This window comes from Pseudomonas sp. B21-041 (genome assembly GCF_024748675.1).
Taxonomy (GTDB): domain Bacteria; phylum Pseudomonadota; class Gammaproteobacteria; order Pseudomonadales; family Pseudomonadaceae; genus Aquipseudomonas; species Aquipseudomonas neuropathica.
Window position 1 is genome coordinate 1,405,087 of sequence record NZ_CP087175.1, and the last position, 26,700, is coordinate 1,431,786.

The 26,700-nt window shown below is 60.0% G+C and carries 27 protein-coding genes; 8 read left to right on the forward strand and 19 right to left on the reverse strand.

Annotation, left to right across the window (positions count from 1 at the left end):
- Window positions 1-14: 14 nt before the first annotated feature.
- The 3 genes from LOY43_RS06190 to LOY43_RS06200 form a co-directional block, all read right to left on the reverse strand.
- Window positions 15-1,730, reverse strand: a complete 1,716-nt coding sequence (locus LOY43_RS06190) for a proline--tRNA ligase (RefSeq protein WP_093436373.1) — start codon at window positions 1,728-1,730, stop codon at window positions 15-17.
- A 129-nt stretch (window positions 1,731-1,859) separates the two neighbouring features.
- Entirely contained in the window at window positions 1,860-3,419 is a 1,560-nt protein-coding gene (locus LOY43_RS06195) for an AmpG family muropeptide MFS transporter (protein ID WP_095126539.1), read from the reverse strand.
- A gap of 43 nt (window positions 3,420-3,462) precedes the next feature.
- Window positions 3,463-3,816 carry an MGMT family protein gene (locus tag LOY43_RS06200; RefSeq protein WP_016985281.1) on the reverse strand — a complete coding sequence of 118 codons (354 nt, stop codon included), beginning with the start codon at window positions 3,814-3,816 and terminating at the stop codon, window positions 3,463-3,465.
- A 165-nt stretch (window positions 3,817-3,981) separates the two neighbouring features.
- Here LOY43_RS06200 and LOY43_RS06205 point away from each other — a divergent pair, with 165 nt between their 5' ends.
- Window positions 3,982-4,989, forward strand: coding sequence for a DUF481 domain-containing protein (locus LOY43_RS06205; protein WP_095049110.1), 1,008 nt, complete (start codon window positions 3,982-3,984; stop codon window positions 4,987-4,989).
- A 163-nt stretch (window positions 4,990-5,152) separates the two neighbouring features.
- On the opposite strand, the gene LOY43_RS06210 is transcribed toward LOY43_RS06205, so the two are convergent.
- Entirely contained in the window at window positions 5,153-5,362 is a 210-nt protein-coding gene (locus LOY43_RS06210) for a cold-shock protein (RefSeq protein ID WP_002554837.1), read from the reverse strand.
- Between the two features lie 354 nt (window positions 5,363-5,716).
- On the opposite strand from LOY43_RS06210, the gene dcd reads away from it, so the two are divergent.
- Both dcd and LOY43_RS06220 read left to right on the forward strand, forming a co-directional pair.
- The gene (gene dcd, locus LOY43_RS06215) at window positions 5,717-6,283 is read left to right on the forward strand and encodes a dCTP deaminase (protein WP_093436360.1); all 567 of its coding nucleotides are present in this window, start codon (window positions 5,717-5,719) and stop codon (window positions 6,281-6,283) included.
- Between the two features lie 107 nt (window positions 6,284-6,390).
- Window positions 6,391-6,600 (forward strand): hypothetical protein, encoded by a 210-nt coding sequence (locus LOY43_RS06220; RefSeq protein ID WP_007918615.1) that lies wholly within the window; start codon window positions 6,391-6,393, stop codon window positions 6,598-6,600.
- 46 nt (window positions 6,601-6,646) lie between these two features.
- Here LOY43_RS06220 and pdeM read toward each other — a convergent pair whose 3' ends face one another.
- From pdeM to LOY43_RS06275, 11 genes are all read right to left on the reverse strand, one after another.
- Window positions 6,647-7,303, reverse strand: a complete 657-nt coding sequence (pdeM, locus tag LOY43_RS06225) for a ligase-associated DNA damage response endonuclease PdeM (RefSeq protein WP_258709352.1) — start codon at window positions 7,301-7,303, stop codon at window positions 6,647-6,649.
- A complete protein-coding gene (locus LOY43_RS06230) occupies window positions 7,300-9,789 on the reverse strand; it encodes a ligase-associated DNA damage response DEXH box helicase (RefSeq protein ID WP_258709353.1) in 2,490 nt (829 codons plus the stop codon). Before LOY43_RS06230 ends, pdeM begins: the two co-directional genes overlap by 4 nt.
- A 178-nt stretch (window positions 9,790-9,967) precedes the next feature.
- Entirely contained in the window at window positions 9,968-10,732 is a 765-nt protein-coding gene (locus tag LOY43_RS06235; protein ID WP_095049113.1) for an ABC transporter ATP-binding protein, read from the reverse strand.
- A gap of 13 nt (window positions 10,733-10,745) precedes the next feature.
- Entirely contained in the window at window positions 10,746-11,864 is a 1,119-nt protein-coding gene (locus tag LOY43_RS06240) for a succinylglutamate desuccinylase/aspartoacylase family protein (protein WP_095126541.1), read from the reverse strand.
- Between the two features lie 28 nt (window positions 11,865-11,892).
- Window positions 11,893-12,603 carry an ABC transporter permease gene (locus tag LOY43_RS06245; RefSeq protein WP_016986412.1) on the reverse strand — a complete coding sequence of 237 codons (711 nt, stop codon included), beginning with the start codon at window positions 12,601-12,603 and terminating at the stop codon, window positions 11,893-11,895.
- Entirely contained in the window at window positions 12,600-13,328 is a 729-nt protein-coding gene (locus LOY43_RS06250) for an ABC transporter permease (protein WP_095049115.1), read from the reverse strand. The genes LOY43_RS06245 and LOY43_RS06250 overlap by 4 nt, the downstream gene beginning before the upstream one ends.
- A 56-nt stretch (window positions 13,329-13,384) precedes the next feature.
- Complete coding sequence (locus tag LOY43_RS06255) at window positions 13,385-14,167, reverse strand: transporter substrate-binding domain-containing protein (RefSeq protein ID WP_007918608.1); 783 nt, start codon at window positions 14,165-14,167, stop codon at window positions 13,385-13,387.
- A gap of 351 nt (window positions 14,168-14,518) precedes the next feature.
- The gene (locus LOY43_RS06260; protein WP_220558230.1) at window positions 14,519-16,207 is read right to left on the reverse strand and encodes an ATP-dependent DNA ligase; all 1,689 of its coding nucleotides are present in this window, start codon (window positions 16,205-16,207) and stop codon (window positions 14,519-14,521) included.
- The gene (locus LOY43_RS06265; RefSeq protein ID WP_258709354.1) at window positions 16,204-17,238 is read right to left on the reverse strand and encodes a ligase-associated DNA damage response exonuclease; all 1,035 of its coding nucleotides are present in this window, start codon (window positions 17,236-17,238) and stop codon (window positions 16,204-16,206) included. Before LOY43_RS06265 ends, LOY43_RS06260 begins: the two co-directional genes overlap by 4 nt.
- A 411-nt stretch (window positions 17,239-17,649) precedes the next feature.
- Window positions 17,650-20,100, reverse strand: coding sequence for a penicillin acylase family protein (locus LOY43_RS06270; RefSeq protein WP_258709355.1), 2,451 nt, complete (start codon window positions 20,098-20,100; stop codon window positions 17,650-17,652).
- 191 nt (window positions 20,101-20,291) lie between these two features.
- On the reverse strand, window positions 20,292-20,936 hold the full coding sequence (locus LOY43_RS06275) for a glutathione binding-like protein (protein ID WP_095049119.1): 645 nt from the start codon (window positions 20,934-20,936) through the stop codon (window positions 20,292-20,294).
- A 146-nt stretch (window positions 20,937-21,082) separates the two neighbouring features.
- On the opposite strand from LOY43_RS06275, the gene LOY43_RS06280 reads away from it, so the two are divergent.
- Window positions 21,083-21,640, forward strand: a complete 558-nt coding sequence (locus tag LOY43_RS06280) for a cysteine hydrolase family protein (protein ID WP_095049311.1) — start codon at window positions 21,083-21,085, stop codon at window positions 21,638-21,640.
- 271 nt (window positions 21,641-21,911) lie between these two features.
- Here LOY43_RS06280 and LOY43_RS06285 read toward each other — a convergent pair whose 3' ends face one another.
- From LOY43_RS06285 to LOY43_RS06300, 4 genes are all read right to left on the reverse strand, one after another.
- Window positions 21,912-22,115: an SEC-C metal-binding domain-containing protein gene (locus tag LOY43_RS06285; RefSeq protein WP_034154967.1), complete on the reverse strand. Its 204-nt coding sequence runs from the start codon at window positions 22,113-22,115 to the stop codon at window positions 21,912-21,914.
- The gene (locus tag LOY43_RS06290) at window positions 22,112-22,606 is read right to left on the reverse strand and encodes an LEA type 2 family protein (protein ID WP_095049120.1); all 495 of its coding nucleotides are present in this window, start codon (window positions 22,604-22,606) and stop codon (window positions 22,112-22,114) included. The genes LOY43_RS06285 and LOY43_RS06290 overlap by 4 nt, the downstream gene beginning before the upstream one ends.
- A gap of 115 nt (window positions 22,607-22,721) precedes the next feature.
- Window positions 22,722-23,198: a YchJ family protein gene (locus tag LOY43_RS06295; RefSeq protein ID WP_095049121.1), complete on the reverse strand. Its 477-nt coding sequence runs from the start codon at window positions 23,196-23,198 to the stop codon at window positions 22,722-22,724.
- Between the two features lie 4 nt (window positions 23,199-23,202).
- A complete protein-coding gene (locus LOY43_RS06300) occupies window positions 23,203-23,700 on the reverse strand; it encodes a DUF6231 family protein (RefSeq protein ID WP_095049122.1) in 498 nt (165 codons plus the stop codon).
- Window positions 23,701-23,899: 199 nt separating this feature from the next.
- Here LOY43_RS06300 and LOY43_RS06305 point away from each other — a divergent pair, with 199 nt between their 5' ends.
- The 4 genes from LOY43_RS06305 to LOY43_RS06320 all read left to right on the forward strand — a co-directional run bounded on the left by LOY43_RS06305 (window position 23,900) and on the right by LOY43_RS06320 (window position 26,605).
- Complete coding sequence (locus LOY43_RS06305) at window positions 23,900-24,595, forward strand: OmpA family protein (RefSeq protein WP_007918596.1); 696 nt, start codon at window positions 23,900-23,902, stop codon at window positions 24,593-24,595.
- A 91-nt stretch (window positions 24,596-24,686) separates the two neighbouring features.
- Complete coding sequence (locus LOY43_RS06310) at window positions 24,687-25,409, forward strand: OmpA family protein (RefSeq protein ID WP_095049123.1); 723 nt, start codon at window positions 24,687-24,689, stop codon at window positions 25,407-25,409.
- 163 nt (window positions 25,410-25,572) lie between these two features.
- A complete protein-coding gene (locus LOY43_RS06315) occupies window positions 25,573-25,854 on the forward strand; it encodes a DUF1145 domain-containing protein (protein WP_095049124.1) in 282 nt (93 codons plus the stop codon).
- A complete protein-coding gene (locus tag LOY43_RS06320; RefSeq protein ID WP_095119206.1) occupies window positions 25,847-26,605 on the forward strand; it encodes a hypothetical protein in 759 nt (252 codons plus the stop codon). The genes LOY43_RS06315 and LOY43_RS06320 overlap by 8 nt, the downstream gene beginning before the upstream one ends.
- Window positions 26,606-26,700 lie beyond the last annotated feature (95 nt).

A 26,700-nucleotide genomic window follows, 5' to 3' on the forward strand; every position in this document is an offset into this window, starting at 1 on the left:
GTCTCTATCTGGTTTCAGCGGCGGATACGGGCCTGAAGGAAGGACACCACATCGGCGACCGGCAGCGCTTGCGCTTCCGGCTCGGTACGGCTCTTGTATTCCAGGTTGCCTTCGGCAAGACCGCGGTCGCTGACCACGATCCGGTGTGGAATGCCGATCAGCTCCATGTCCGCGAACTTGATGCCCGGGCTGGTTTTCTTGTCGCGATCGTCCAGCAGCACTTCGAAGCCGGCGGCTGTCAGTTCGGCGTACAGCTTGTCGGTGGCTTCGCGCACCTGCTCGGTTTCATAGCGCAGCGGTACCAGAGCGATCTGGAACGGCGCCAGGGTGTCGCTCCAGATGATGCCGTTGGCGTCGTTGTTTTGCTCAATGGCCGCAGCCACCACGCGAGACACGCCGATGCCGTAGCAACCCATTTCCAGGGTGACTGGCTTGCCGTTCTCGCCCAGCACTTCACACTTCATCGCTTTGCTGTACTTGTTGCCAAGCTGGAAGATGTGCCCGACTTCGATACCGCGCTTGATTTCCAGCGTGCCCTTGCCGTCCGGGCTTGGGTCACCAGCGACCACGTTACGCAGGTCAGCCACGGTCGGAACTGGCAGGTCACGCTCCCAGTTCACGCCGAAGTAGTGTTTGTCGTCGATGTTCGCGCCGATACCGAAGTCGCTCATCAGCTCGACCGAGCGGTCGATGATGATTGGCAGCGGCAGGTTCAGCGGGCCGAGCGAACCGGCGCCGGCGCCAATGGCGTCACGCAGTTCGGCATCGGTGGCCATGACCAGCGGGCTGGCTACGCCAGGTTGCTGGGCAGCCTTGATTTCGTTGAGCTCGTGGTCGCCACGGATGACCAGTGCGATCAGCTTGCCTTCTTCTTCGGCGCGCACGATCAGGGTCTTGATGGTCTTTTCAATCGGCAGATTGAATTTTTCCACCAGCGCCGCGATGGTTTTGGTGTCTGGCGTATCGACCAGGCGCAGCTCTTCGGTCGGAGCAGGGCGCGAAGTTTCGCGTGGCACGGCTTCGGCTTTTTCGATGTTCGCCGCGTAGTCGGAGCCGTTGCTGAAGACGATGTCGTCTTCGCCGGATTCGGCCAGTACGTGGAATTCGTGCGAACCGGCACCACCGATCGAACCGTTGTCGGCTTCAACCGGACGGAATTTCAGGCCCAAGCGGGTAAACACGTTGCAGTACGCTTGGTGCATGCGGTCATAGGTGACCTGCAGCGATGCCTGATCAGCGTGGAACGAGTAAGCATCTTTCATGATGAATTCACGGCCACGCATCAAACCGAAGCGTGGGCGGATTTCGTCACGGAATTTGGTCTGGATCTGGTACAGGTTGATCGGCAACTGTTTGTAGCTGCTCAACTCGTTGCGCATCAGATCGGTGATCACTTCTTCGTGGGTCGGGCCCGCGCAGAAGTCGCGACCGTGGCGGTCTTTGATGCGCAGCAGCTCAGGGCCGTACTCTTCCCAGCGCCCCGATTCCTGCCACAGCTCGGCCGGTTGGGTGCTCGGCATCAACACTTCCAGAGAACCGGCAGCGTTCATCTCTTCGCGAACGATGGCTTCAACCTTGCGCATGACTCGCAGGCCCATGGGCAGCCAAGTGTACAGGCCCGAGGCGAGTTTGCGGATCATGCCGGCGCGCAGCATCAGCTGGTGGCTGATCACGACCGCGTCGGAAGGCGTTTCTTTCTGTGTGGCGAGCAAAAATTGACTGGTGCGCATGGTTGGCCGTTGTCGGTTGCTATGACTGGAAATGACTCCGCAGTGTACCGGCGAGATTTGCCGACGTACAGGCGTGAGGTCAGTGGGGAGGCACGACGGCGAGATTCCTCCCGCCGTTGCCGAAACGTCTTACGATTCTTCTGCGACCGGCGTCGGCACAGGCTCGGGTGTTGGCGTCGGGCCTTCGCGGCGGCTTTCCTGGAACCAGTGCAACGCGATCAGAATCAGCGTCGGCACGCCGAGCAGAGCGGTGATCAGGAAGAAGCTGTGATAGCCGAACTTTTCCACCAAGACACCGGAATACCCGCCCATCAGGCGCGGCAACAGCAGCATGATCGAGCTGAGCAGCGCGTATTGCGTGGCCGAGAACTTCAGGTTGGTCAGGCTCGACAGGTAGGCAACGAACGCCGACGTCGCCAGGCCGGAGCTGAAGTTATCGAGGGAAATGGTCACCATCAGCATCTGCAGGTTCGGACCCATGTCAGCGAGCATGACGAACAGCAGGTTGGTGGCTGCCGAGGCCGCGCCGCCGATGAACAGGATCGGCAGAATGCCGAAGCGCACGATCAGCAGGCCGCCCATACCGGCGCCGACCAGCGTCATGATCAGGCCGAAGATCTTGCTGACACTGGCAATCTGATCCTTGGTAAAACCCTGATCGATGTAGAACACGTTGGCCATGACGCCCATCACCGTGTCCGACATTCGATAGGTGGCGATCAGGCCGAGCAACAGCAGTGCCTGCCAGCGATAGCGCAGAATGAAGTCGTTGACCGGCGTCAGCACCGGGGCGAGGCCGCGACGGCCCATGGTCGACAGGCACAGACCGGTCAGCAGCGTATACAGAATGGCACGCAGGAACGCGCGGTCTTCGAGCAGCAGGTCGAGCGGGCTCATGCCGCCGAACAGTACGCTGGCGAAATCAGTGTTGTAGAGCTGGGTGAACATCGCCGGTACCGAGACCAGCAACACGATCAGCACAAACACCGACATCAGTTGGTGCATGAAGGTGTAGCGCCCGGCCTGCAACTGAGTGCGTAGCGGCACCGGCGGCTCGCGCATGAACAGCGTGGTCAGCAGCGCGGGAATCATCAGTGCACCGAACAGCGCGTAGGTGCCGGCCCAGGCCGAATGCTGATAGTTGAAGCCAGTGGAGCCGAAGCCCTCAGCGAAGAACAGCGCGCCAGCAGTGGCCAGCAGCGCAGCCACGCGATACCCGGACATATAGCTGGCAGCGAGGGCGGCCTGGCGGTTGTCTTCGGCGATTTCCAGGCGATAGGCGTCGACCGCGATGTCTTGGGTGGCGGAGGCGAAGGCGACAACAACAGCAATGGCGATCAACCAGGACAGGTGCTTTTGCGGGTCGCAGAAACCCATGCCGATCAAGCCGAGGATGACCAGGGCTTGTGAGAGCACCAGCCACGAACGGCGACGGCCAAGTTTGCCCAGCAACGGCAGGCGCCATTGGTCGAGTAAAGGTGACCAGACCCATTTGAACGCATAGGCCAGGCCGATCAGGCTGGCGTAGCCGATGGTTTCACGGGCGACACCGGCTTCACGCAGCCAGACGGATAGCGTAGAGAACACCAGCATGTACGGCAGGCCGGCGGCGAAACCGAGCAACAACAGCACGAGCGTCGAAGGACTGGCATAAGCGGCTAGCGCGGCGCGCCAGGTTTTACGGGGCATGGGCTGAAGTCTGCCTCAAGATTGCGGAAACAAAGCGCGCACTCTAACCGCTGTGCTCTACCGGACGCCAGCCATGGCGCTGAATATCCACACGATTGTTCAGGACGGTGATGCCTTCCATGCGCAATCGGGCCCGCTGTTCATCGCCGGACGGGCTGCCCACCGGCAGGCTGATCCGACCGCCGGCGCCCAGCACGCGGTGCCAGGGCAGCTTTGTATCGCCGGGTAACTGACTCAAGGTGCGGCCGACCCAGCGGGCGGCGCGCCCCAATCCGGCCAGTTCAGCTAACTGACCATAGCTGACGACTTTGCCTTCGGGCACTTGGGCGAGCGTCGAGTAGAGCGCCGTGCGTCGGATTTGCGCATCGTTTTCAACGCTGTCGAGCGGGTCTTTCACGTGCGCGGTTCCTGAGCATGAACAGTTTGATGGCTTTCAGAGTAATCGGTGATCGCGCAATTGAGAAATGAACTCATCGGAAATAGTCCGGTCAGTCCTTGTCAGGGTCTTATTCCTACGGATAATGCCGACCTTTTTTCGCAAACTTGAGCCTTCGATTTGCTTATGTTGTCCAGATCTCTGCTGTGCCTTGCTGTTTTCAGTGCGTCCACGCCCCTGCTTGCCGACACCGTCTGGTTGAAGAACGGTGACAAGTTGAGCGGCACCATCACCGTGTTCGATGGCGGCAAGCTGTTGATCCAGACCAAATACGCCGGTGCGGTCACCATTGACTGGAAAGAGGTCAAGACGCTGGACAGTGATCAGCACTTGCTGGTCAAACAGGATGCCTACAGCGGTGAAGTGTCCAAGTCGCTGACGGCTGCCGAAGATGGCAAGGTCACCCTGGCCAATGGTGAGGCGCCGAAAACCGTTGAGCTGGCGAGCATTCAGCAGATTCTCAAGCCGAAACCGGTGGTCGAAGATCTGGTGTGGAAGGGCAATGTCGACTTGGCGCTGGATTATCAACGCGCCGAGAAAGACACCGATGACTACGATGTCGGCTTCAAGACCACGGCGCGTCATGGTCGCTGGCGTCATACCGCCGAAGGTGAGTACAACCGCGAAGTGCAAGACGACGAGACCACTACCAATAACTGGCGCGCCGAGTACGCACTCGACCGCTTCCTGACCGATAAATGGTTTTGGCAGGGCCGTCTGAACTACAAGCGTGATCACATCGAAGAGCTGGCACGCCAGCGTGTGGTCGGTACCGGTCCCGGCTATCAGTTCTGGGATGACGAGTTGGGCGCGTTCTCGCTGGGCTCGCTGCTTAACCGCACCGACTACGAGTATCGCGATGGCAGCAAGGACAACTTCTATTCTGTCGCGATGAAGTGGGATTACAACCGTTACCTGATCGGCAAGAAAGTCGAGTTCTTCACCAACGGTGAAGTGGGCAAGCCGCTGTCCGGTGTCGCCGATTACGCGCTGGATGCTGAATTGGGGCTGCGCTACAAGGTCACCGACTGGGCATCGCTCAACCTCAAGGCTGAACGCGACATCATCAGCGGCACCAACGATGCCGATCTGAACAAGACCCGTTATACCGCCGGGTTTGGCGTGGCCTGGTAAGGCACCCACAAAAAATCGCAGCCTTCGGCAGCTCCTACAGAGAATTGATGTACATCCTGTAGGAGCTGCCGAAGGCTGCGATCTTTTTTTACGCCCGGAAAAGAGGCGCCCACAAAAAAGCCCCGCTTTTAAGGGCGGGGCTCTTTTCTAAAGAAGCTACAAGTTAGATAACTTGTACTTCTTCAGCTTGCATGCCTTTCTGACCGCGGGTAGCGATGAAAGAAACCTGTTGGCCTTCTTTCAGGCTTTTGAAGCCGTCGGATTGGATAGCTTTGAAGTGAACGAACAGGTCGTCACCGGATTGTGGAGTGATGAAGCCGAAGCCTTTTTCATCGTTGAACCACTTAACGGTACCGGTTTGGCGATTAGACATGGTGTAACTCCTTGAACAAAGATAACTGCGACTCAGGAAGAACCCTGGCCGAGACTGAGTGCAAAGAGCAGGAAAAATTCTTGTAGATGGTTGGATCGAAATTCAACATATCGTGTAGAGATTCTCAGTGACACAAGCAACACAGTGACGCCACCTTAACCCAGTTTCCGAGAAGTGCCAATGCTTCTTGCGAAGGTTTCTCTGTTTTCGGGATCGGCGGTGTGACGGTTCGTCGCCAAAGCCCGTATTTCATGGGTGTTCGGCGAGAATTGCACCGCGCACTTTGAACCGGGCGGCGCGCCCGGTAAGATGCCGGACAGAATTTTTCCACCTCGCTATTCAGGACACCCCGCCATGAGCATCAAATCGGACAAGTGGATTCGCCGCATGGCGCAGGAACAGGGCATGATCGAGCCGTTCGTCGAGCGCCAGATGCGCGGCAGCGATGACAGCCGAGTGATCTCCTACGGTGTGTCGAGCTACGGCTACGACGTGCGCTGCACCAATCACTTCAAGGTGTTCACCAACATCAACTCGTCCATCGTCGACCCGAAAAACTTCGATCCGGGCAGCTTCGTCGACGTCCACAGCGACGTTTGCATCATTCCGCCGAACTCCTTCGCCCTGGCCAGCACCGTCGAATATTTCCGCATTCCGCGCAATGTGCTGACCATCTGTCTGGGCAAAAGCACCTACGCGCGTTGCGGCATCATCGTTAACGTCACACCGCTTGAGCCTGAGTGGGAAGGCCACGTGACCCTGGAGTTCTCCAACACCACCAACCTGCCGGCGAAAATCTACGCCAACGAAGGCGTGGCGCAGATGCTGTTCCTCGAATCCGACGAGGAATGTGAAGTGTCCTATAAGGATCGCGGTGGCAAGTACCAGGGCCAGCGTGGCGTGACCTTGCCGCGCACCTGATCGGTCCATCCGACAGATCGCGGGAATTCTTTGGCGGGCAGACACTCTATGGGGTGTACTGCCCGTTTTTGCTTTCGGCAAAACGGGCCTTCGCCGAGGAGTGCCCTATGAAGATCGATCCGCAAATCACTGCCGAACTGGCAAGGCTCGAGCCCAATCAGATTGGCGTATTGGCCTGGTCCTTGTTGGCGCATCCGCCACTGAGCATGGCCGGCGGAATTCCCGGACAGCCCGATCCCGATACCCCCAACGAACAACCCACCGAGCCTGGCGAACCGACGCTTCCGGACGAGCCGCCACCGGCACCGGTTGCCTGATCTGCATTGAAAACCAATGGCCAGTCAGATGAGGTCTGCAAGGACTTCAACTGACTGGCCATATTTCGTTATCGCCGATGACGAAAATCCTGCAACTCTCTTCGCGCTCGACCGCATAGCCGCCGGTGAAGGCGCCGAATGCCGGTAGCAGGCTGAGGCGTTCGCCGAGCCTGAAACACGCCAGTCGCAAGCTTTGCCGACCCTTGCCGTGCAGCCGATAGACCGGGTGTACGTGACCCGCCAGCACGTGCCTTTCAGGGTGCGGATCAGGCTCATGCTGCAAGGCGAACGGCCCGAGCAGCAGCGGTTCCGGCACCACCCGGATATTCAGCGATTCAGGTGGATCACCGGCGCGTTTGTCATGATTGCCGCGAATCAGTGTCATCGGCAGATCAGCGTGGCGCGCGCGCCATTGTGCCAGCGCGTCCAGCGTACCTGGCGCATGAGAGCCGGGCCCGTGGAGGAAGTCACCGAGAAAGATCAATAACCGGCAGGGCAGCTTCGCCAGCAGCCGATCAATCACTGCGATATTGCTCGCCGTGGTGCCGTGCGGAACCGGTTGACCCAGACTACGGTAAGCCGCCGCTTTGCCGAAATGCACATCGGCAATTAGCAGGACCTGTTGCGCGGGCCAGTACAGGGCTTTTTCCGGCAAAAGCCATAGTTCTTCGCCGGCCAGGCGTACTGGGTAGCCTGAACTCATGAGGATTTATCCTTGTCTGCGCTGTTCTCCAGATCACCAACCATTCGCCTGATGCGATCAGCGAGTTTTTCCGAACTCATGCTTTCGCGCATGCGCTCCACCAGCAGCGGGAAGCCCAGTGGTGTAGGACGTTTAACCTGATGCACGTCCAGTTTCATTTGATTGATCCGGTCCAATGTCTGCTCCAGACGCTGAATATCCAGTTCTTCTCGCAGGACTTCTTCCCCGGCCTGGGCCAGCAACAGATTATCTGCGTCGTATTGTTTGAACACTTCAAAAAACAGTCCGCTGGACGCCTGCACCTGTCGGGTGCTTTTCGGTGCGCCGGGGTAGCCGGCGAAGACCAGCCCGGCAATCCGCGCGATCTCGCGAAAACGGCGCAAGGCCAGTTCGCCTGCGTTCAGACTGGCCAGAACGTCCGCTAATAAATCATCGGCATTGAAGAGATCGGCATTCAAATACTCGGCCCAGTCGATCGGCGTGGCGCTGAGCAATTCCAGGCCGTAATCGTTCACCGCGATGGAAAACGTCACAGGCTGCTGTTGACTGACGCGCCATGCCAACAGGCTCGCCAGTCCCAGATGCACCTGGCGCCCGGCAAAGGGATAGAGGAAAAGGTGCCAGCCTTCGCGGGACTTCAGCACCTCGGCCAACAGGTTTTCGGTGGTGGGCAGTCCAGACCAGCGCATCTGCGTTTCCAGTAACGGCCGCAATGCGTGCATTTCCGGCCCGACAAACTCACCCTGCGCGGCCGCGCTGAAACGACTGACGACGGCGGCGGCGAGCTCATTGGAAAGCGGCATGCGCCCGCCATTCCAGCGCGGCACGGCGGCTTTTTTCGCGGTGCTGCGTTTGACGTAAGCGGTCATGTTTTCCACTCGCACCAACTCCAGCAAACGCCCGGCGAAGAGAAAACCGTCACCCGGTTTAAGCCGCGCGATGAAACCTTCCTCAACACTGCCCAACTGTTTGCCACCGCCGCCCTTGCTCCAGAATTTCAGATGGATGCTCGCGTCACTGACGATGGTGCCGATGCTCATGCGATGGCGCCGCGCCAATCGCGCATCCGGCACTCGCCAGACGCCGTGCTCGTCTGGCTCGACCCGGCGGTAATCCGGATAGGCTGTCAGAGACATCCCGCCATGGCGTACGAAAGCCAGCGCCCAGGCCCAGTCAGCAGCTGTCAGGTCACGATAAGCCCAGGCGCCACGGACTTCTTCGTACAGCTCATCGGGTAAAAATCCACCGCCGAGGGCCATGCTGACCAAATGCTGGACCAGCACATCCAGCGGTTTGTGCGGTGACTGGCGTGGTTCGATACGCCGTTGTTCGACGGCATCACGGGCGGCAGCGGCTTCGATCAGCTCAAGGCTGTGAGTCGGCACCAGCGTTACTCGCGAGGTGCGTCCCGGCGCGTGGCCTGAACGACCGGCGCGTTGCATCAGGCGCGCGACACCTTTGGCCGAACCGATTTGCAGCACGCGCTCGACTGGCAGGAAATCCACGCCCAAATCCAGGCTTGAGGTGCAGACCACGGCTTTGAGTTGTCCGTCTTTCAAGGCCTGCTCGACCCAGTCGCGAGTCTCGCGAGACAGCGAACTGTGATGCAAAGCGATCAACCCGGCCCAGTCCGGCCGTGCCTCCAGCAGCGCCTGATACCAGATTTCCGATTGCGCTCGGGTATTGGTGAAAACCAAGCTGCTGGCGCAGGCCTCCAGTTCGGCGACCACTTGCGGCAGCATCTTCAGGCCGATGTGTCCGGCCCATGGAAAACGCTCGATGGCCGGTGGGAGGAGAGTGTCGACCTTCAGCGCTTTTTCGCTTTGTCCCTGAATGCTGACGCCGCCGCCCTGTGGGATCAGCACTTGTTCGGCGTGGGATTGATTACCGAGGGTGGCAGACACTCCCCAGACGATCAGTTCGGGTTGCCAATGCCGGAGGCGGGCGAGGGCCAGTTGCAGTTGCACGCCGCGCTTGTTGCCCAGCAGTTCGTGCCATTCATCGACGACGATCATGCGTAGGCTCGCCAGCGCCACTTGGGCATCGGCGCGGGCGAGCAGCAGGGTCAGGCTTTCCGGGGTGGTGATCAGCGTGGTCGGCAGGCGCCGGCTCTGCCGGGCGCGTTCGCTGCTGCTGGTATCGCCGGTGCGCAGGCCGATGCTCCATGGGATCTGCAAATCATCTACCGGCGCTTGCAAGGCGCGAGCGGTGTCGGCGGCGAGGGCGCGCATGGGGGTGATCCACAGCACGGTCAGTGGTTCGGCTGGTGATTTGCGTTTGCGCGGGGCTTCGACAGGAGGCTGCGAGCGCTCGAAGCGATTGAGTGCCGCGAACCACACGGCATAGGTTTTACCGGCACCGGTGCTGGCGTGGAGCAGACCGGATTGGCCGTTTTTCACCGCCGCCCAGACCTGTTTCTGAAAGGCGAACGGCTTCCAGTTGCGGGCGCTGAACCAGATTTTTGCCAGGTCGGAAGATTTCGCCATGCGTGCTGCGCGCGCTCTGGAGGGGTTCTTCCAGTGACCACATCAGTTGGCGAAAGGTTTAATCAGGGTGACCGTGTAGGAGCTGCCGAAGGCTGCGATCTTTTGATCTTGATCTTGATCTCTACAAAACAAGATCAAAAGATCGCAGCCTTCGGCAGCTCCTACAGGGGAACGTGGGCTACTTGAGGTTACCGCTGAGGAATTGCTTGAGGCGTTCGCTTTTCGGGTTGCCGAGCACTTCTTCGGGGGCGCCTTCTTCTTCCACCAAGCCTTGGTGCAGGAACAACACCTGGCTGGAAACCTTACGAGCGAAGCTCATTTCGTGGGTCACCATGATCATGGTCCGACCTTCTTCAGCCAGCCCCTGAATCACCTTCAACACTTCCCCCACCAACTCCGGATCGAGCGCCGAGGTCGGTTCATCAAACAGCATTACCTCCGGTTCCATCGCCAGCGCCCGGGCAATCGCCACGCGCTGCTGCTGACCGCCTGAGAGAAACGCCGGATATTGATCGGCCACTCGTGCCGGCAGGCCAACCTTGTCCAGATAACGCCGCGCACGTTCGTCGGCCTCCTGTTTGCTGCAACCCAGCACCCGGCGCGGGGCCATGGTGATGTTTTCCAGCACGGTCATGTGGCTCCACAGGTTGAAGTGCTGGAACACCATCGCCAACCGCGTGCGCAGGCGCTGCAGTTCATCGGCGTCGGCGACGTGCATGCCGTGGCGGTCGGTGACCATGCGGATCGCCTGGCCATCGAGGCTCATGGCGCCATCGTTAGGTTGTTCGAGAAAGTTGATGCAGCGCAAAAAGGTGCTTTTGCCCGAGCCGCTGGCGCCGATCAGGCTGATCACGTCGCCGGTCTTGGCCTTGAGCGAAACGCCTTTGAGCACCTGATGGTCGCCATAGCTTTTGTGCAGGCCTTCAACGGTCAGTTTGTACATGGGACAGACATCCTCAAGGCGAAAGTAGGTAGCCGCTGCGATAGGCTTCAGCGCCCGCGACGTGGGCGATGACCATGCCGGCAGTGGCCATGCGTCGCAGCGAGCGGGCGTACATCACGCCGGCGCTGGTGCAATGAATGGGGGTGACCCGGTCGTGGATCGGGTCGATGATTTCGGCGATCTGTTGCCCGGCTTCGAGGTATTGACCCGCCGTGGCGGTGTACACCAGCAGCCCACCGACCGGGGTGGTCACCGGTTCCACACCGGCCAGCGGCGTGGCGGGGAACGGCAACGGTGGTTGCGATTTGGTCTCGCCAACGATCGCATCGGACTGGATCAGATAGTCGATCAGCGCCTGGCAGTCGCGGCTGGCCAGCGGATGGGTGACGTCACCCTGGCCGCGCAACTCGACGGTGACTGAAAAACTGCCCAGCGGAATCTCGAAGTGTTCGCCGAAGCGCTCCTTCAGTTGCCACCACAGCAGGGTGAAGCATTCGTCGAACGACTGACCGCCGGAGTCGGTGGCCAACAGACTCGCCTGGGCTTCGATGTAGCGCGCCAGCGGTTCAACCTGCGGCCATGCTTCGGGCGTGGTGTAAAGGTGCACCACCGATTCGAAATCACAGTGCAAGTCGAGCACCATGTCCGCGTCGCAGGCCAGCCGTTGCAGGGTCAGACGCTGGGATTGCAGTTGCGTGCTGGCGGTCTGGCGGGCGAGGGCGTCGCGCAGATGTGTGCGGATCAGTTCGAGGTTGTGTTGAGGATCGTCGTTCAGCTTGCCTTCGATGGCGTTGCCGATCTCTTCACTGAGATCGACGAACCAGCGGTTGAAGTTCTGCCCGCTCTCCAGTTCGTAGCGGCCCAGCGGCACGTCCATCAGCACTTGTTCGAGGCCGACTGGGTTGGCCACCGGCACCAACACGATTTGGCTGCGCAGGCGCCCGGCGGCTTCCAGCTCCGCCAGACGCTGCTTGAGGTGCCAGGCCACGAGCATGCCGGGTAATTCATCGGCGTGCAGCGAGGACTGAATGTAGACCTTGCCTTTGGCCTGCTCCGGGCCGAAGTGGAAGCTGTGGATCTGTCGTGCGGTCCCCGGCAGCGGGGCCAGCAAGTCATGAATCAGGTGGCGCATTTTTTATCTCTTTATTCCTGAGATGGGCCTAGTGAGTCGGCCCGAGGAAGGCCAGCCATCGGCGTTCGGCAAGGCGGAACAGGCCGACCAGCGCAAAGGTGATGGTCAGGTAGATCAACGCGGCGATGCCGAACGACTGAAAGGTCAGGAAGGTCGCCGAGTTGGCGTCCCGCGCAACTTTCAGGATGTCGGGGATGGTCGCGGTGAAGGCCACGGTGGTGGAGTGCAGCATCAGGATCACTTCGTTGCTGTAATACGGCAACGAACGGCGCAGCGCCGACGGCATGATCACGTAGGCATACAGTTTCCAGCCAGTCAGCCCGTAAGCCTTGGCCGCCTCGACTTCACCGTGGTTCATGCTGCGGATCGCCCCGGCGAAAATTTCCGTGGTGTAGGCGCAAGTGTTCAGGGCAAAGGCGAGGATTGTGCAGTTCATCGCATCGCGAAAGAAACTGTCGAGCAGCGGCTGCGCACGCACGGCGGCCAAGCTGTAAATGCCGGTGTAGCAAATCAGCAACTGGATATACAGCGGCGTGCCACGGAACAGGTAGGTATAGAACTGCACCGGCCAGCGAATGTAGAAGTGCGGCGAAACCCGCGCGATCGACAGCGGAATCGACACCAGGAAACCAATGAAGATCGAGGCGCTGAGCAGCCACAGCGTCATCGCCAGACCGGTGATGTTCTGGCCGTCGGTATAAAGGAAGGCGCGCCAGTATTCCTGCAGAAGTTCGATCATCGTACGGCCTCCCGGGCACCGGCGGCGTAGCGGCGTTCGAGCCAACGCAGGATGAAGTTCGAGGCACTGGTGATCAGCAGATAGATCAACGCGGCGAGAACCAGGAAGTAGAACAGTTGATAAGTGCTTTTACCGGCGTCCTGCGCGGCTTTGACCAGATCGGCCAAACCGATGATCGACACCAGCGCAGTGGCCTTGAGCATCACCATCCAGTTGTTGCCGATGCCCGGCAGGGCGAAACGCATCATTTGCGGGAACACCACAAAGCGAAAGCGCTGACCGCGTTTGAGACCGTATGCGGTGGCGGCTTCAACCTGACCGCGCGGCACGGCGAGGATCGCGCCACGGAAGGTTTCGGTGAAATACGCACCATAGATAAAACCCAGGGTCAGCACCCCGGCGCTGAACGGGTCGATTTCGATGTATTCCCATTCCAGGTAATCGGTCAGGGACGTCAGCCAGGTTTGCAGGCTGTAGAAAATCAGCAGCATCAGCACCAGATCCGGCACCCCGCGAATCAGCGTGGTGTAGAGCTGGGCGGGCAGGCGCACCAGTTTGACTTTTGACAGCTTGGCACTGGCGCCGAGCAGGCCGAGCAAAACGGCCACCAGCAGCGACAACGCCGATAATTTGATGGTCATCCAGGTGCCTTCCAACAGCAACGGGCCAAAACCCTTGAGGCTGAAGGCTGCGAGCCCCAGATTTTGTAATAGGTTTTCGAACATAAATCAGCAACCTGAGCGGATGGAAAAGGCGCCCATCGAGGATGGGCGCCGGGGCATTATTTGCCGCTGTACAGATTCAGATCGCCAAAGTGTTTCTTTTGAATCTCGGCATATTTGCCGTCATCGTGTAACGCTTTGATACCTTTATCTAAAAGCGCTTTCAGCTCAGTGTTACCTTTCTTAATACCGACAGCGGTTTTGGCTGGCAGCAATTCGCTGTCGACTGGCTTGCTGACGTCATAGTCGGCGCCCTGTGGCGACTTCAAAAAGCCCAGTTCGGCTTGCAGCATGTCCTGAATGCCCGCATCGAGACGGCCGGAGGTCAGGTCGGAGTACACCTGATCCTGGTTCTGATAGGCCTGGGTTTTCACGCCGGCCTTGTCCAGCACGGCTTTGGCGTAGGCTTCCTGAATAGTGCCTTGCTCGTAACCGACGGTTTTACCTTTCAGCGACGCAACGTCGGCGGTGATGCCGGAGCCTTTCTTGAACACATAGGCGGTCGGGCCGGAGAACAGCTCGCTGGAGAAGTCGATGACTTTTTCCCGGGCCGGGGTCACGGTCATCGACGAGATCACACCGTCGAATTTGTTGGCCTTGAGGCCCGGAATCATGCCGTCGAAGTCACTTTCAACCCACTTGCACTTGACCTTGAGTTCGGCGCAGATCGCGTTGCCCAGGTCGATGTCGAAGCCCACCAGGCTGCCGTCGGCCGCTTTCGACTCGAACGGTGCGTACGAAGGGTCAACGCCAAAGCGCAGCTCTTTGTATTCCTTGGCCAGCGCGGAGCCAGCGGCCATGCACAACGCCAGTGCAGAAAGGGTCAGCAATGCTTTTTTCATTATTCAATCCCTAAGAACCAATATGAGCGCTTGTGGCGCAGAATTATTGTTACTGGAACGCGTACGACCTATAGAAAGTAGCAATTTCCGAACCAGAGTCCCGAACAAGTGTTTTAAAAGGTGAGGAGAGCTACAAGATCAATGGATGAATGCACGAAAACGGGCGCGGCAGAAAGCGTGCACTGATTTGTGGCTTGTCGGGGACAGTCAAGCAGATCGCTGATCGTTCCCACGCTCTGCGTGGTAATGCAGCCCGGGACGCTCCGCGTCCCCTCCAAGGCCGAACGCGGAGCGTCCGTTGAGGCATTCCCACGCGGAGCGTGGGAACGATCAATGTCCCGGGAAAAGGGGTCAGGCCAGCAGGTCTTGCAGGGTGGCGAGGCTATCCGCTTCATCCACGGTTTTATCCTGGCGCCAGCGCAGCATCCGCGGAAAACGTACCGCGATCCCGCTCTTGTGCCGCCGCGAAAGGGCAATGCCTTCGAAACCCAGTTCAAACACCAGGCTCGGTTTCACGCTGCTGACCGGGCCGAACTTTTCCACGGTGGTTTTGCGCACGATGCTATCGACTTTGCGCATTTCCTCATCGGTCAGCCCCGAATAGGCCTTGGCAAACGGCACCAGCGCACGCTGGCTCGACTCGGGCGGGCCGTCCCACACGGCAAAGGTGTAATCGCTGTACAGACTGGCCCGGCGACCGTGACCGCGCTGCGCGTAAATCAGCACCGCATCGACGCTGAACGGGTCGACTTTCCACTTCCACCACACGCCCATGTCTTTGGTGCGCCCGACGCCATATAACGCGTCGCGCGCCTTGAGCATCATGCCCTCGACACCCAGTCGCCGCGAGGCTTCGCGCTGGCGGGCGAGGTCGAGCCAGTCGCTGCCGGTCAGCACCGGCGAGGGTAAAAGTACCGGACTGTTACAGCGGGCGATGACGTCTTCCAATTGCGCGCGGCGTTTGGCCTGCGGTTGATTGCGCCAGTCTTCGCCTTGCCATTCGAGCAGGTCGTAGGCGAGCACCACCACCGGCACGTCTTCGAGGATTTTCTTGTCGAGGGTCTTGCGGCCGATGCGTTGTTGCAACAGGGCGAAGGGCTGCACTGCCGGCGGTTCGGTCGATTGCGGATCAAAGGCGTCTTCGGTGCGCGGATGCGTGCTTTTCCACACGACGATTTCGCCGTCGATCACCGTGCCATCGGGCAAGCCGTGTACCAGGACCTCCAGTTCGGGAAAACGCTCGGTCACCAGTTCCTCGCCCCGCGACCAGATCCATAGTCGGCCCTCTCGCTTGACCACTTGTGCGCGGATGCCATCCCATTTCCATTCAATCTGCCAATCGCTGGCCGGGCCTATCAGCGCTTCAAATTCTTCCACCGGTTGCGACAAAGCGTGGGCCAGGAAGAACGGATACGGCTGACCACCCCGCTGGGCATGTTCATCGCTGGATTCAGGGGCAATCAGCTTCAGGTAACTGGCGGCGCTCGGCCGGTTGGACAGATCGGTGTAACCGACCAGACGCTGCGCCACGCGCTTGCTGTCCAGCCCGGCCATCGAGGCCAAGGCCCGGGTAACCAGCAATTTCGACACGCCAACGCGAAAACTGCCGGTGATCAATTTGATGCACAGCATCAGGCTTGATCGATCCAGTTGCGCCCACAGGGCCGGCAGTTGCCGGTTCAGATATTCCGGTGCTTCACCGCGCAGTGGCAGCAGTTTGTCCTCGATCCACTCGGCGAGGCCGGCGTCGGAGGTGTGCGGGTTTTCTGCGAGTACCAGCGAAATGGTTTCCGCCAGGTCACCGACGGCTTGATAGCTTTCCTCGAACAACCACGGTTCCAGGCCGGAGATCTCGACGGCGAGTTCACGCAGAATTCTCACCGGCACCAGTTGCCGGGGCCGGCCACCGGAGAGAAAGTACACCGCCCACGCGGCGTCGTGCGGTTCGGCCTGGGCGAAGTAGGCTTGCATCGCCGCCAGTTTGGCGTTGCTCGAGGTGGTCGCGTCGAGCTCGGTGTACAACTCGGCGAATGCTTTCATGCTGGCATCTCGGCGATGGTCGGTTCGGTGGCGATGTGTTCTTCTTCGTCATCGCCGTATTCGGTGTTGAAACCCTGGGCATCCAGACCCTGTTCGCGCAGATGCCGCACCAGCACGCCGATTGAACCGTGGGTGACCATCACCCGCTCTGCGCCGGTTTGCTCAATGGCCCAGAGCAGGCCGGGCCAGTCGGCGTGATCGGAGAGCACGAAACCGCGATCGACGCCGCGCCGCCGTCGGGTGCCACGCAAACGCATCCAGCCGCTGGCAAATGCGTCGCTGTACTCGCCAAAACGGCGCATCCAACTGCTGCCACCGGCCGAAGGCGGGGCGATGACCAGAGCCTGGCGCATGATCGGGGCGCTTTTTTTTACGTCCCCGGCGTAGATCGTCGGCGGCAAATACACGCCGGCATCGCGGTAGACCCGATTCAGCGGTTCGACCGCACCGTGGCTGAGGATCGGGCCGAGGCTTTCGTCGATGCCGTGGAGTATCCGTTGAGCCTTGCCGAACGAGTAACAGAACAACACGCTGGCCTTGCCGGCCGCGATGTTCGCAGCCCACCACTGGTTGATCTCGCTGAACACCTGCGCCTGTGGCTGCCAGCGATAAATCGGCAGGCCGAAGGTCGATTCGGTGATGAAGGTGTGGCAGCGCACCGGTTCGAACGGGGCGCAGGTGCCGTCCGGTTCGATCTTGTAGTCGCCGGACGCGACCCAGACTTCGCCACCGTATTCCAGACGCACTTGTGCAGAACCGAGCACGTGGCCGGCGGGGTGAAAGCTCAGGGTGACACCGTGGTGTGTCAGACGCTGGCCGTAGGCGAGGGTTTGCAGGTTGATGTCCTGCCCCAGACGCGCGCGCAAAATCCCTTCGCTGGCGCTGCTGGCCAGATAATGTTGGTTACCGGTACGGGCATGATCGCCGTGGGCATGGGTAATGACCGAGCGCTCGACGGGGCGCCACGGGTCTATGTAGAAATCTCCGGCAGGGCAATACAAACCCTCGGGGCGGGCGATAACAAGGTCCATGTCCTTACCAGAATGGGGGGCTTGTTAGCTATGAGGTTGGCGCTGGGCTGGAAGTTCTATCGACTTTGAAGAGCAACCCTCACCCCAGCCCTCTCCCAGAGGGAGAGGGAGCCGACCGCGGTGACTGGGAGAGCTACGCCGACGTGAAATACCGAGTCGAACACAGATTCTGGACCAGATCAAAAGCCCCTCACCCCAGCCCTCTCCCAGAGGGAGAGGGGGCCGACTGAGGTGTCTGGCCAGCTACGCCGACGTGAAATACCGAGTCGATTACGGATTCGGCAAGGCACGAACCGAGTTGATTCTGGATTCGGCAGTGCACGTTCAGGTCGGCGTATGACTCAAGCATCCCCCAATCAGTCCCCTCTCCCTCCGGGAGAGGGTTAGGGTGAGGGGCTTTTGACCTTTGCCTTATTTGCCGGGAGTAAGCGTCAGGCGGGCCTTGCCATACACCCGATCAAAGTTCTGCGGCTGCATCGGCAAGCCGATGTACTGCCCCTTCAACCACGCATCGATGCCATTGAGGTAGTTCGGACTCACCGGATTACCCGACTGCCCCGTACCGTTCTGGCCCATCAGCGGTTCGGCTTGGCCGAAGTCGACGATGAAACGCATCGACGGTGCGCGCGTCGTGGTGAAATCCTGGCCCCAGGCGAACGCCGACGTGTTCAACGTCGTGTGATCGCCACCGGCCGCCAGTGGTCCGCGCACGGTCTGGCCATTGCTGTTCTTCCAGGCATAACTGTGCAGCTTGCCCCACTGCCAGGCCCGGTGATCGCCGCCCAACTGACTCTCGCCAGCGCTGATCGCCGCCACGAAGCTACGGGCAAGAATCACCGCTTTGTCTTCTTTCTGCGGTGTACGAATGTCGTCCCAGAACGGACTGTCTTCGCGCCCCAACAGATGGTCAGCCTGCGCCGCGTAGGACAAATCACCATTGGCGATAAACGCTTTCCACGCCGGGCTCGATTCCGGGCCGAGTTCGTCGAGGAAGATCTGTTTCATGCTTTCCTGCAGGAACAGCTCATAGATCGCCGCATCCGCCGAGGTCGGGCTGAGCTTGCCGTCGAACGCCATCAACCGCGTGAACGCTTCGCGCGCCTTGCTGCGGTCCGTTTCTGGCAGGGCATCGATCGCCTGTTTCAGTGGCTGCTTCATGCCCGGTGCTTCGAAGACTTTCTTCAACTTGGCGGCGAAGGTGGTGGTCTGGTCGTACTGCATGGCGATCACGCTGCGGCTGTCGTGCTTGCTGCTGCCGGCCAGTTCCGCCAGACGCTCGCCACGTTCCGGCGCCGCCCAAGAGTTCGACAGTTGCATGCCGTAACCGTGAGGAATCACACGCTGGTTGGCGGTGCCGAGCCAGCCTTGCGCCGGATCCTGATCGTACGGATGCAGCATCGGGTCGGCGTAACCGTCCCAGTCGTAGCGACCTTCCCAGCCCGGCGACGGCAGCAAGCCTTCGCCTTCTCGGCGGTTGGGGAAACGCCCGGTGACCTGCCAACCGATGTTGCTCGCATCGGCGAACACCAGGTTCAGGGCGATGGCGCGGATCTCGCGGCTCGCGTCGGAAGCGCGTTCAACGGTTTGTGCACGGGTCAGATCAAAAAACGCATCCAGCGACTTGTCATCAGTGAAGCTCGGCGTCTGCAAGGCCAGGCCGAAACCGCTGCCTTGCGCGGCCGCCTGAGCACTGTTGAGCAATGCGCCGTGGCGGGTTTCGTACACCGCTTCGCGAATCGGCCGTTGGCCTTTGACGAAGTAGGTTTCGTTGCGCACGCCCAGCGGCTGCCATTTGCCATTGACCTCGTAGGTCAGGCTGCTGCCCTGGCGGCGAATTTTTTCCAGAAACAGATCCTGGTTGTCGCCGAGCACGCTGGTCATGCTCCACGCGACTTTGCCGTTGAAACCGCCGAGGACCATCGGCAGACCGGCAACGGTGACACCGGCGGCCTGATATTTCGGTGCGCGGATCTGCACAAAGCTCCACAGCGACGGCGCAGCCAGCGGCCCATGGGCGTCGCTGGCCAGCAGGCTCTTGCCGCTGCGGCTGCGTTGCGGGGCGATCGCCCAGTTGTTCGAAGACGGGGTGCCGAGCAGGTTCAGCGCGGACAGTTGCTGGCTGGCGTTGCTCAGTTCGGTCAGGCCGGGGATCTGCCCGTTGAGCTTGAGCCCTTGCAGCTTGTCGGCCTCGGCCAGTGGCAGGTTTTCGTCAGGCGCGGACGGCGTCAGCCAGGCGAGTTTGTCGGTGGTGACGGTTTGCGCCAGCACCAGCGAGGAAATTTCTTCCGGCAGGTTGGCCGACTGGCTGAAATTCAGCAGGGCGAAAATCAGCGCCGAGTCTTCCGGCTTCCAGTATTCCGGCTTGTAACCACTGGAGGCGAGGTCGCCCGGCAGCTTGTCGGCGTAACGGAACAGGTAGGCGTTGACGCCTCGTGCATAGACTTCGAAGAAGCGCTTGAGGCGTGGCGACGAAGCCTTGTACAGCTCGCCAGCGCTTTTCTTCAGATTGACCGCGCGCATGTAGCGGTCGGCATCGAGCATCGACGCGCCGGACATTTCCGCCAGGCGGCCCTGCGCCAACAGGCGCAAGGTGACCATTTGATTGATGCGATCGCTGGCGTGGACGTAACCGAGGCTGAACAGTGCGTCATGGAACGTGTTGCTCTCGATCAGCGGCATGCCCATGGCATTGCGACGTACCGACACGTTCTGCGCCAGCCCCTTGAGCGGTTGCACGCCGGAAGTCGGGGGGAGGGTGTCCTGAGCATTCCAGGTCTGGCAACCGGACAGGCCCAAAACACCGGCCACTGCTGCGGCAACGCCGAACCGGGGAAGAAAATGTGTGAGGGCTGGCGAGGCCATGGCAAAGCTCCTGCGGGGGGTAGCGTCAGTAAAGGCGCTACGTTAGTGAGCAGGAGGTGGCCGCGCAAGCGGGGGCGGGGGTTATTTGCGTATTTCTGTCGAATGGAAAAGATCTCAGCCTGCGGCAGCTCCTACATAAGCATGCATTCCCCTGTAGGAGCTGCCGAAGGCTGCGATCTCTTGCCGTTCAATCAAGCCTTCGGTGGATTGATTTTCTGCACCAACGCGTAGGCCTTCAACGTCGCCGTGCGATCTTTGATGTGGTTGAACCAGCGCTGCACATGCGGGAAGTCTTCAAGGTTCTGGCTTTGCCATTTGTGCGAGACGATCCACGGGTAGATCGCCATGTCGGCAATGCTGTATTCGCTGCCGGCGACGAATTCGTTATCAGCCAGTTGCTTGTTCAATACGCCATACAACCGCGCGGTCTCGTCGATGTAGCGCTTGATCGCGTAGGGGATTTTCTCCGGCGCGAACTGGCTGAAGTGGTGATTCTGCCCGGCCATCGGCCCCAGTCCGCCCATTTGCCAGAACAGCCATTGCAGCGCCGTTTGCCGACCGCGCAGGTCTTGGGGCAGAAACTTCCCGGTCTTCTCCGCCAGATACAAAAGAATCGCCCCGGATTCGAACAGCGACAACGGTTCGCCGCCATCGGCCGGTTCATGATCGACGATGGCCGGGATGCGGTTGTTCGGGGCGATTTTCAGAAAGTGTGGCTGAAACTGCTCACCCTGACCGATGTTGATCGGGTGCACGTTGTACGGCAGGCCGGCTTCTTCGAGGAACAGAGAGATCTTGTGGCCGTTGGGGGTGGTCCAGTAATACAGGTCGATCATGGAGAACTCCAAAGCAGAAATGGACTTGCGTGCGGACAGCAAACGCCGGCGTCAGGTCGTCCCGTGTGCGTTCGATAGCTTGCTTAGCAGGAAGAGGTGATGCTGAACTGCGCAGAATTCAATGACTCTGCATGAGAAAAATCGCCATGGAGCTTCAGGCCAACGCTGCACTGATCATCATCGACCAGCAAAAAGGCATCCTGCAGCCGCGTTTGGGTCGAAGGAATAATCTTCAGGCGGAAGAGCGAATCCTTGATCTGCTGGGGCTGTGGCGGCGTAGCACAAGGCCGGTGATTCATGTGCAACATCTGTCCCGTGAGCCGGAATCGGTGTTTTGGCCGGAGCAGGAAGGGGTGGAGTTTCAGGAGAGGTTTTTGCCGCAGGACGGCGAATGGCTGATTCAGAAACAGGTGCCGGATGCGTTTTGTGCCACGGGATTAGAGGCGCGGTTGCGCGAGGCGGGGATCGGGCAATTGGTTATCGTCGGCGTGGCGACGAACAACTCAGTGGAGTCAACGGCGCGTACGGCGGGCAATCTTGGCTTTGCTGCGTGGGTAGCGGAGGATGCCTGTTTCACCTTCGACAAGGCTGATTATTTCGGCACATTGCGTACGGCTGAAGAGGTGCACGGGATGTCGCTGGGGAATTTGCAGGGGGAGTATGCGACGGTAGTCAGTTCTGCACAGATTCTGGTGGCCGGCTGAAAAACTTCACCGTATGTGCCGGCCCCTTCGCGAGCAGGCACGCTCCTACAGGGGATTGCATTGCAACTGAAGAAACCCGCTCACCTGTAGGAGTGAGCCTGCTCGCGATAACGGTCTGTCAGACGCCAACGATGTTGCATGTGCCGGCCTCATCGCGAGCAGGCTCGCTCCTACAGGGATTGCATTCCAACTGGAGGAACTCGAATGACTGTGGGAGCGAGCTTGCTCGCGAAGGCGGCAGGTCAGGCGAAGAGGCTCTTCGCCCCGGGCATCACGCGCCGTGGCACTTCTTGAATTTCTTGCCGTTGCCGCATGGGCACGGGTCGTTGCGGCCGACGTCTTTCAGGGCGTTGCGCACCGGTTCCTGGTGGGCGTGGCCGCAGTTCGGGCCGTGAACGTGGCCGTGGTCATGTTCGTGATGATGGTCATGATCGTGGTTGCAGTCAGGGCCATGGACATGAGGTTGCTGGGTCATCGGTGTTGCTCCGGAATTAAATCGGCGGGGATTATCACGCCATTGCGCTCAAGGTGCACGTAGTGGGCGATGAATAAACCGGTTTCCATCTCACCCTGCAAGCGATAGGGAATCTGTTGATTCGAGCTTTTCAGCATTTTCACCACATCTTTTACCCGGGGCCACAGGTTCGTGCGGATCGGCACTTTGAAGTAAGCACTGCGTTTTGGTCCGACCGTAAACCAGTGTTCATGCTCACCCTCGGCCAGCAGTATGTCGGCCAGATGAATACGGTATTCGAGGCCGCGCACGGTCAGGTCGCTATCGTTGGGGTTATCGACGCGAAAGTGCAGGATGAATTTCTGTTCGAGCAGTTTGGCGCGCACCACTTCAACTTTCACCAGATGCACGGCGGGGTCGACGCTGTCATCGTTGAACCACGATGCGCAACCGCCGAGGTTCAGGATCAGCATCAAAAACAGAAAATGTAGTGTGCGCCAGCGACCGAGCATGGTTTTACTCCCTTTGCTGGCAGTCTAGCCGCTAAAAGATCGCAGCCTTCGGCAGCGCCTACAGGGGAAACGAAAATCCTGTGTAGGCGCTGCCGCAGGCTGCGATCTTTTGATCTTAAGCGCCGAAATATCCCGCACAGCACTTCTTGAACTTCTGCCCACTGGCGCACGGGCAACTGTCATTGCGCCCCAGCTTCAACTGCACCGTCGGATCAATGAAGTACCAGTGCCCGGCGTTCTGCACGAACGACGAACGCTCGCGATGGCTATGCTCGCCCTGACCGTCATGCCAGCGCGCGGTGAAGGTGACGAAAGCGTGTTCCGGCTGGCCGCCGAAGACTTCCGAGCTCTCGACTTCAAGGCCGAGCCAGGTGCTCTGCGCACTCCAGTCGGTGATCGATTGGCGATTGAGGCCCGCTTGCTGGGCGGGCAGGGTGGTCGCCACCAGATAGTCGATCAGCCCCAGCACATAGGCGCTGTAGCGCGAACGCATCAGCGCTTCGGCGCACGGTGCCGGATGGCCGTCGTGATAATGGCCGCAGCAGGCCTCCAGCAGATTGCCGCTGCCGCACGGGCAAATGGCTGTACTCATTGCATTACCACCAGTATTTCCCGAAGTTTTCCGGATTGGCCCAGAACCGTGAGTTGAGCCAGTCGGGGACTTGTTTGTATTCAAGCAGATCATAGGTGAACAGGGTCAGCACTTGATCGTCGCGTTGAAAACATTCACTGGCTTGCAGCGCCAGTGAATAGAAGTCGGTTTCCTGCCAGCCGCTGGCCGCCAGATCCGCCAGCACGGCGATGCGGCTAGCGTTGAGATTGCGAATCCCGCCCAACAAGTTGAGGCCATCGCGTTTGGGCAAATGTTCCAGGCAATCGACCACCAGCGCCAGATCGAAACGCTGTGCCGCCAGTTCAGCAGGCAACGCCCCCGGCGCGGCGTGGGCCACGACGGTGTCTGGATGTGCCTCTTTAAAGACGCTCAGGGCTGGAAATTCGCTGGCGCCGATCAGCAACAGCCGCGCCGGGGCGTAGCGATCCAGCAAAACGGCCAATGCCTGTTGCGGCGTACGGGAAGAAATGGCGACGTTCATCGAAGCTCCTCAATCAGACCGCCAAGACTAGCCTGCCTGACGGTGGCGGCAAAGCGCCCTGTTCCGCCCGTTTCGGGTAAATGTGCCGAAGTCCTGTGAACAGGCTCGCAAACAGCGGTGGCCTATTGCTGGCGGAGATTAAAACTCCGGTCTTTACTCCCTGAATCGGTTCTAAGCCGATCCCTCAGGAGAAAACCAGATGAGCATAGTTCGGACAGCGTTACCTTTGATTCTGCTAACCAGTGTGTTGACTGGTTGCGCAGGTTTGCAGAAAACCGACTGGCCGACCTGTGCGGCGGTCGGTGGTGTCGTCGGTGCCGGTCTCGGCGCAACCGAAAGTTCGGCATGGGCCGGCTACGGTGCGTTGCTGGTCGGTGGCACGGCAGCGGCCTATTGCTGGGTTCACGGCGATGGCGACGAAGACGGCGATGGCGTGCCGGACAGTCGCGACAAGTGCCCGGGCACGCCTAAAGGCGTACAGGTCGATGCTGACGGTTGCCCTCCACCAGCGCCTGCACCCGTGGTCGAAGAAGCTGTAGTGGTCAAGGAAGAAACCATTGTTATCCGTGATGTGCACTTCCAGTTCGACAAAGCCACGCTGACCGGCCCTGACAAGCAAGTGCTCGACAAGGTCGCCACCCGCCTGAAACAGGAATCCTCGACGGCGCAACTGACCGTGACCGGGCATACCGACAGCGTGGGCAGCGATGCCTACAACAAAAAACTGTCGGATCGTCGTGCGCACTCGGTGGTGGATTACCTGATCCAGCAAGGTGTGCCACGCGCCAGCTTCGTTTCGGTGTCCGGTCTGGGTGAAAGCCAGCCTGTTGCCGACAACAAAACCGCTGACGGTCGCGCGCAAAACCGTCGTACCGAAATCAAAATCCAGCGTTAAGCCCCTCTCGCATCCGCGGCTTGTGCAGTCGCGGATGCGGGTCTTTACTCCTGTGTAACCGGTATGGGCCGGTGACACAGGAGCTTTCACAATGACTGTTTTCTCAAGGTCCGTCTTGCCGGTGCTGCTGCTAGGCAGTTTGCTCACCGGTTGCGCCACCCACAGCGATGGCACTGCACCCCTCAATCAACGTACGTGGCCGATCTGCAGCGTTATCGGCGGACTGGTCGGTGGCGGCCTCGGCGCTATCGAAAGCGCTGGCTGGGCCGGTGGCGGCGCAGCGCTGGGGATTCTTACCGGCGGACTGATCTGTTATGCCCAGGACGGCGATGAAGACGGCGACGGTGTATTTGACCGCCGCGACCGTTGCCCGGACACTCCGGAAAACACACCGGTCGATCACCGTGGTTGCCCGCTGCCACAGTACCCGGTCACGGAAAAAGTGCCGGAGCCTGCACCGCAAACTGAGGTCATTACCTTGAGCGATGCCGGCAACGTGCTGTTCGATTTCGACAAATCCGACCTGACCCCGGCGGCGAAAGCCCAGCTCGATACGCTGATGGACAAACTGCGCAGTGCCGATGTGGTGAGCATCAAGGTCATAGGTCACACCGACAGCAAAGGGTCGGATGCGTACAACCAGGCATTGTCGGAACGGCGTGCGAGCAGTGTCGCCGCGTATTTGCTGAGCCAGGGCTTGGCGCCGAACAAACTCACCAGTGAAGGTCGCGGTGAAAGCGAGCCGGTTGCCGATAACGCCACCGATGAAGGTCGTGCGCAGAACCGGCGTGTGGAGTTGCACATCAACCGTTAGGAAGCGTCTGTAGGGCGCAGGCTAGAGCTGCCGGGCGACGATTAGCGTCGTTTCGGCAGCCATTTGGCAGACGATCGAAGTTTTTTCATTTTCCCCTCTGGCTTATCCCCCGCAGAAGCCGTTACTGTGCGCCCAAAGAATAATTCGCAACACGGGGGAGCGTATGAAAGTGTTCTGGGGGCTGGGGCGATTGTTGACCCTGCTGTTCTGCTGCGTGGTACTGGCCAATCAGTTGGTGCCGTTCGTACATCCGTTGCATCTGCTGGTCAATCTGGCCGGCGGTCTGTTGTTGCTGATTCATTTATTCGAAGTGCTGCTGTGCAATCGCAGCCTCAAAGGTCGCCCGCACCCTTGGCGTGACCGTGGCCGCATCCTGCTGTTCGGCGTATTTCACCTGCAAACCATCCCGGCCCCGGCCGCTCCGGAGGCTTCTTCCCATGCGTAAACTCTGCTTGCTCGCTGCATTCATCAGCCCATTGGCCTGTGCCCAGGTGGTCAGTGTCGAAACCAATTCGCTGATGCGTTTGCCCAATACCACCAGCACCTTGCAGCTCGAACGTCTGGACGTGGCCGATTACGGCACCTTGCTGATTCCCGCCAACGTGACCGAATTGACCGTGGGCGAGTTGCGTCTCGGTCATGAAGCGCGCATTGCAATCGTTCCAGCTGAACAGGCGCTGGAATTGAAAGTGGCCCGCGCCGAACTGAGCGAAGGCAGTCAGATCACTGCGCGCGGGGCGCCGGGGACTTATGAAAAAGCTGCCCGTGCGGGGCGCAATCTGAATCTGCAATTCAAGGCGTTGAACGCGCCGCAGCTATTGGTCGATGCCCGTGGCGGCACCGGCGCACCGGGCTTTGTCGGCCTCGATGGCGGTAACGGCGAAGACCCAGGCTGCACTTATGGCGCGGCCGGGCACGGTTTTGATGGCAGTAACGGCAGCGATGGCCAACCGGGCGCACCGGGTGCGTTGGTGCGGCTGGAAGTGCCTCGCGAGTTTCCGGCGGAGTTGATCAAGGTCAATGTGGCAGGTGGCAACGGTGGCCCGGCGGGTGTTGGCGGCAAAGCAGGGAAGGGCGGCAAGTCCAAGGGGTGCTTGGTGTATCGCGCCGATGGTGGCAAGAACGGCAAGGCCGGGGCGGATGGCCAGCCTGGGCCAGTGGGGGCGGCGGGGGCGGTGACTGTGCAGCGCTTGTAAGATCACTGATTGTTCCCACGCTCCGCGTGGGAACACAGCCCGTGACGCTCCGCGTCACTGGACGCAGAGCGTCCCTTGCGGCATTCCCACGCAGA

What these genes read in the sequence shown, in the direction of transcription:
- LOY43_RS06310 (WP_095049123.1), top strand. Translation starts at nt 24,687, where the DNA reads ATGACTGTTTTCTCAAGGTCCGTCTTGCCGGTGCTGCTGCTAGGCAGT.
- LOY43_RS06290 (WP_095049120.1), bottom strand. Translation starts at nt 22,606, where the DNA reads ATGCTCGGTCGCTGGCGCACACTACATTTTCTGTTTTTGATGCTGATC.
- LOY43_RS06300 (WP_095049122.1), bottom strand. Translation starts at nt 23,700, where the DNA reads ATGAACGTCGCCATTTCTTCCCGTACGCCGCAACAGGCATTGGCCGTT.
- LOY43_RS06285 (WP_034154967.1), bottom strand. Translation starts at nt 22,115, where the DNA reads ATGACCCAGCAACCTCATGTCCATGGCCCTGACTGCAACCACGATCAT.
- LOY43_RS06205 (WP_095049110.1), top strand. Translation starts at nt 3,982, where the DNA reads ATGTTGTCCAGATCTCTGCTGTGCCTTGCTGTTTTCAGTGCGTCCACG.
- LOY43_RS06280 (WP_095049311.1), top strand. Translation starts at nt 21,083, where the DNA reads ATGGAGCTTCAGGCCAACGCTGCACTGATCATCATCGACCAGCAAAAA.
- pdeM (WP_258709352.1), bottom strand. Translation starts at nt 7,303, where the DNA reads ATGAGTTCAGGCTACCCAGTACGCCTGGCCGGCGAAGAACTATGGCTT.
- LOY43_RS06305 (WP_007918596.1), top strand. Translation starts at nt 23,900, where the DNA reads ATGAGCATAGTTCGGACAGCGTTACCTTTGATTCTGCTAACCAGTGTG.
- LOY43_RS06235 (WP_095049113.1), bottom strand. Translation starts at nt 10,732, where the DNA reads ATGTACAAACTGACCGTTGAAGGCCTGCACAAAAGCTATGGCGACCAT.
- LOY43_RS06210 (WP_002554837.1), bottom strand. Translation starts at nt 5,362, where the DNA reads ATGTCTAATCGCCAAACCGGTACCGTTAAGTGGTTCAACGATGAAAAA.
- LOY43_RS06315 (WP_095049124.1), top strand. Translation starts at nt 25,573, where the DNA reads ATGAAAGTGTTCTGGGGGCTGGGGCGATTGTTGACCCTGCTGTTCTGC.
- LOY43_RS06295 (WP_095049121.1), bottom strand. Translation starts at nt 23,198, where the DNA reads ATGAGTACAGCCATTTGCCCGTGCGGCAGCGGCAATCTGCTGGAGGCC.
- LOY43_RS06190 (WP_093436373.1), bottom strand. Translation starts at nt 1,730, where the DNA reads ATGCGCACCAGTCAATTTTTGCTCGCCACACAGAAAGAAACGCCTTCC.
- LOY43_RS06250 (WP_095049115.1), bottom strand. Translation starts at nt 13,328, where the DNA reads ATGTTCGAAAACCTATTACAAAATCTGGGGCTCGCAGCCTTCAGCCTC.
- LOY43_RS06230 (WP_258709353.1), bottom strand. Translation starts at nt 9,789, where the DNA reads ATGGCGAAATCTTCCGACCTGGCAAAAATCTGGTTCAGCGCCCGCAAC.
- LOY43_RS06320 (WP_095119206.1), top strand. Translation starts at nt 25,847, where the DNA reads ATGCGTAAACTCTGCTTGCTCGCTGCATTCATCAGCCCATTGGCCTGT.
- LOY43_RS06275 (WP_095049119.1), bottom strand. Translation starts at nt 20,936, where the DNA reads ATGATCGACCTGTATTACTGGACCACCCCCAACGGCCACAAGATCTCT.
- LOY43_RS06255 (WP_007918608.1), bottom strand. Translation starts at nt 14,167, where the DNA reads ATGAAAAAAGCATTGCTGACCCTTTCTGCACTGGCGTTGTGCATGGCC.
- LOY43_RS06195 (WP_095126539.1), bottom strand. Translation starts at nt 3,419, where the DNA reads ATGCCCCGTAAAACCTGGCGCGCCGCGCTAGCCGCTTATGCCAGTCCT.
- LOY43_RS06220 (WP_007918615.1), top strand. Translation starts at nt 6,391, where the DNA reads ATGAAGATCGATCCGCAAATCACTGCCGAACTGGCAAGGCTCGAGCCC.
- LOY43_RS06270 (WP_258709355.1), bottom strand. Translation starts at nt 20,100, where the DNA reads ATGGCCTCGCCAGCCCTCACACATTTTCTTCCCCGGTTCGGCGTTGCC.
- dcd (WP_093436360.1), top strand. Translation starts at nt 5,717, where the DNA reads ATGAGCATCAAATCGGACAAGTGGATTCGCCGCATGGCGCAGGAACAG.
- LOY43_RS06245 (WP_016986412.1), bottom strand. Translation starts at nt 12,603, where the DNA reads ATGATCGAACTTCTGCAGGAATACTGGCGCGCCTTCCTTTATACCGAC.
- LOY43_RS06265 (WP_258709354.1), bottom strand. Translation starts at nt 17,238, where the DNA reads ATGGACCTTGTTATCGCCCGCCCCGAGGGTTTGTATTGCCCTGCCGGA.
- LOY43_RS06260 (WP_220558230.1), bottom strand. Translation starts at nt 16,207, where the DNA reads ATGAAAGCATTCGCCGAGTTGTACACCGAGCTCGACGCGACCACCTCG.
- LOY43_RS06240 (WP_095126541.1), bottom strand. Translation starts at nt 11,864, where the DNA reads ATGCGCCACCTGATTCATGACTTGCTGGCCCCGCTGCCGGGGACCGCA.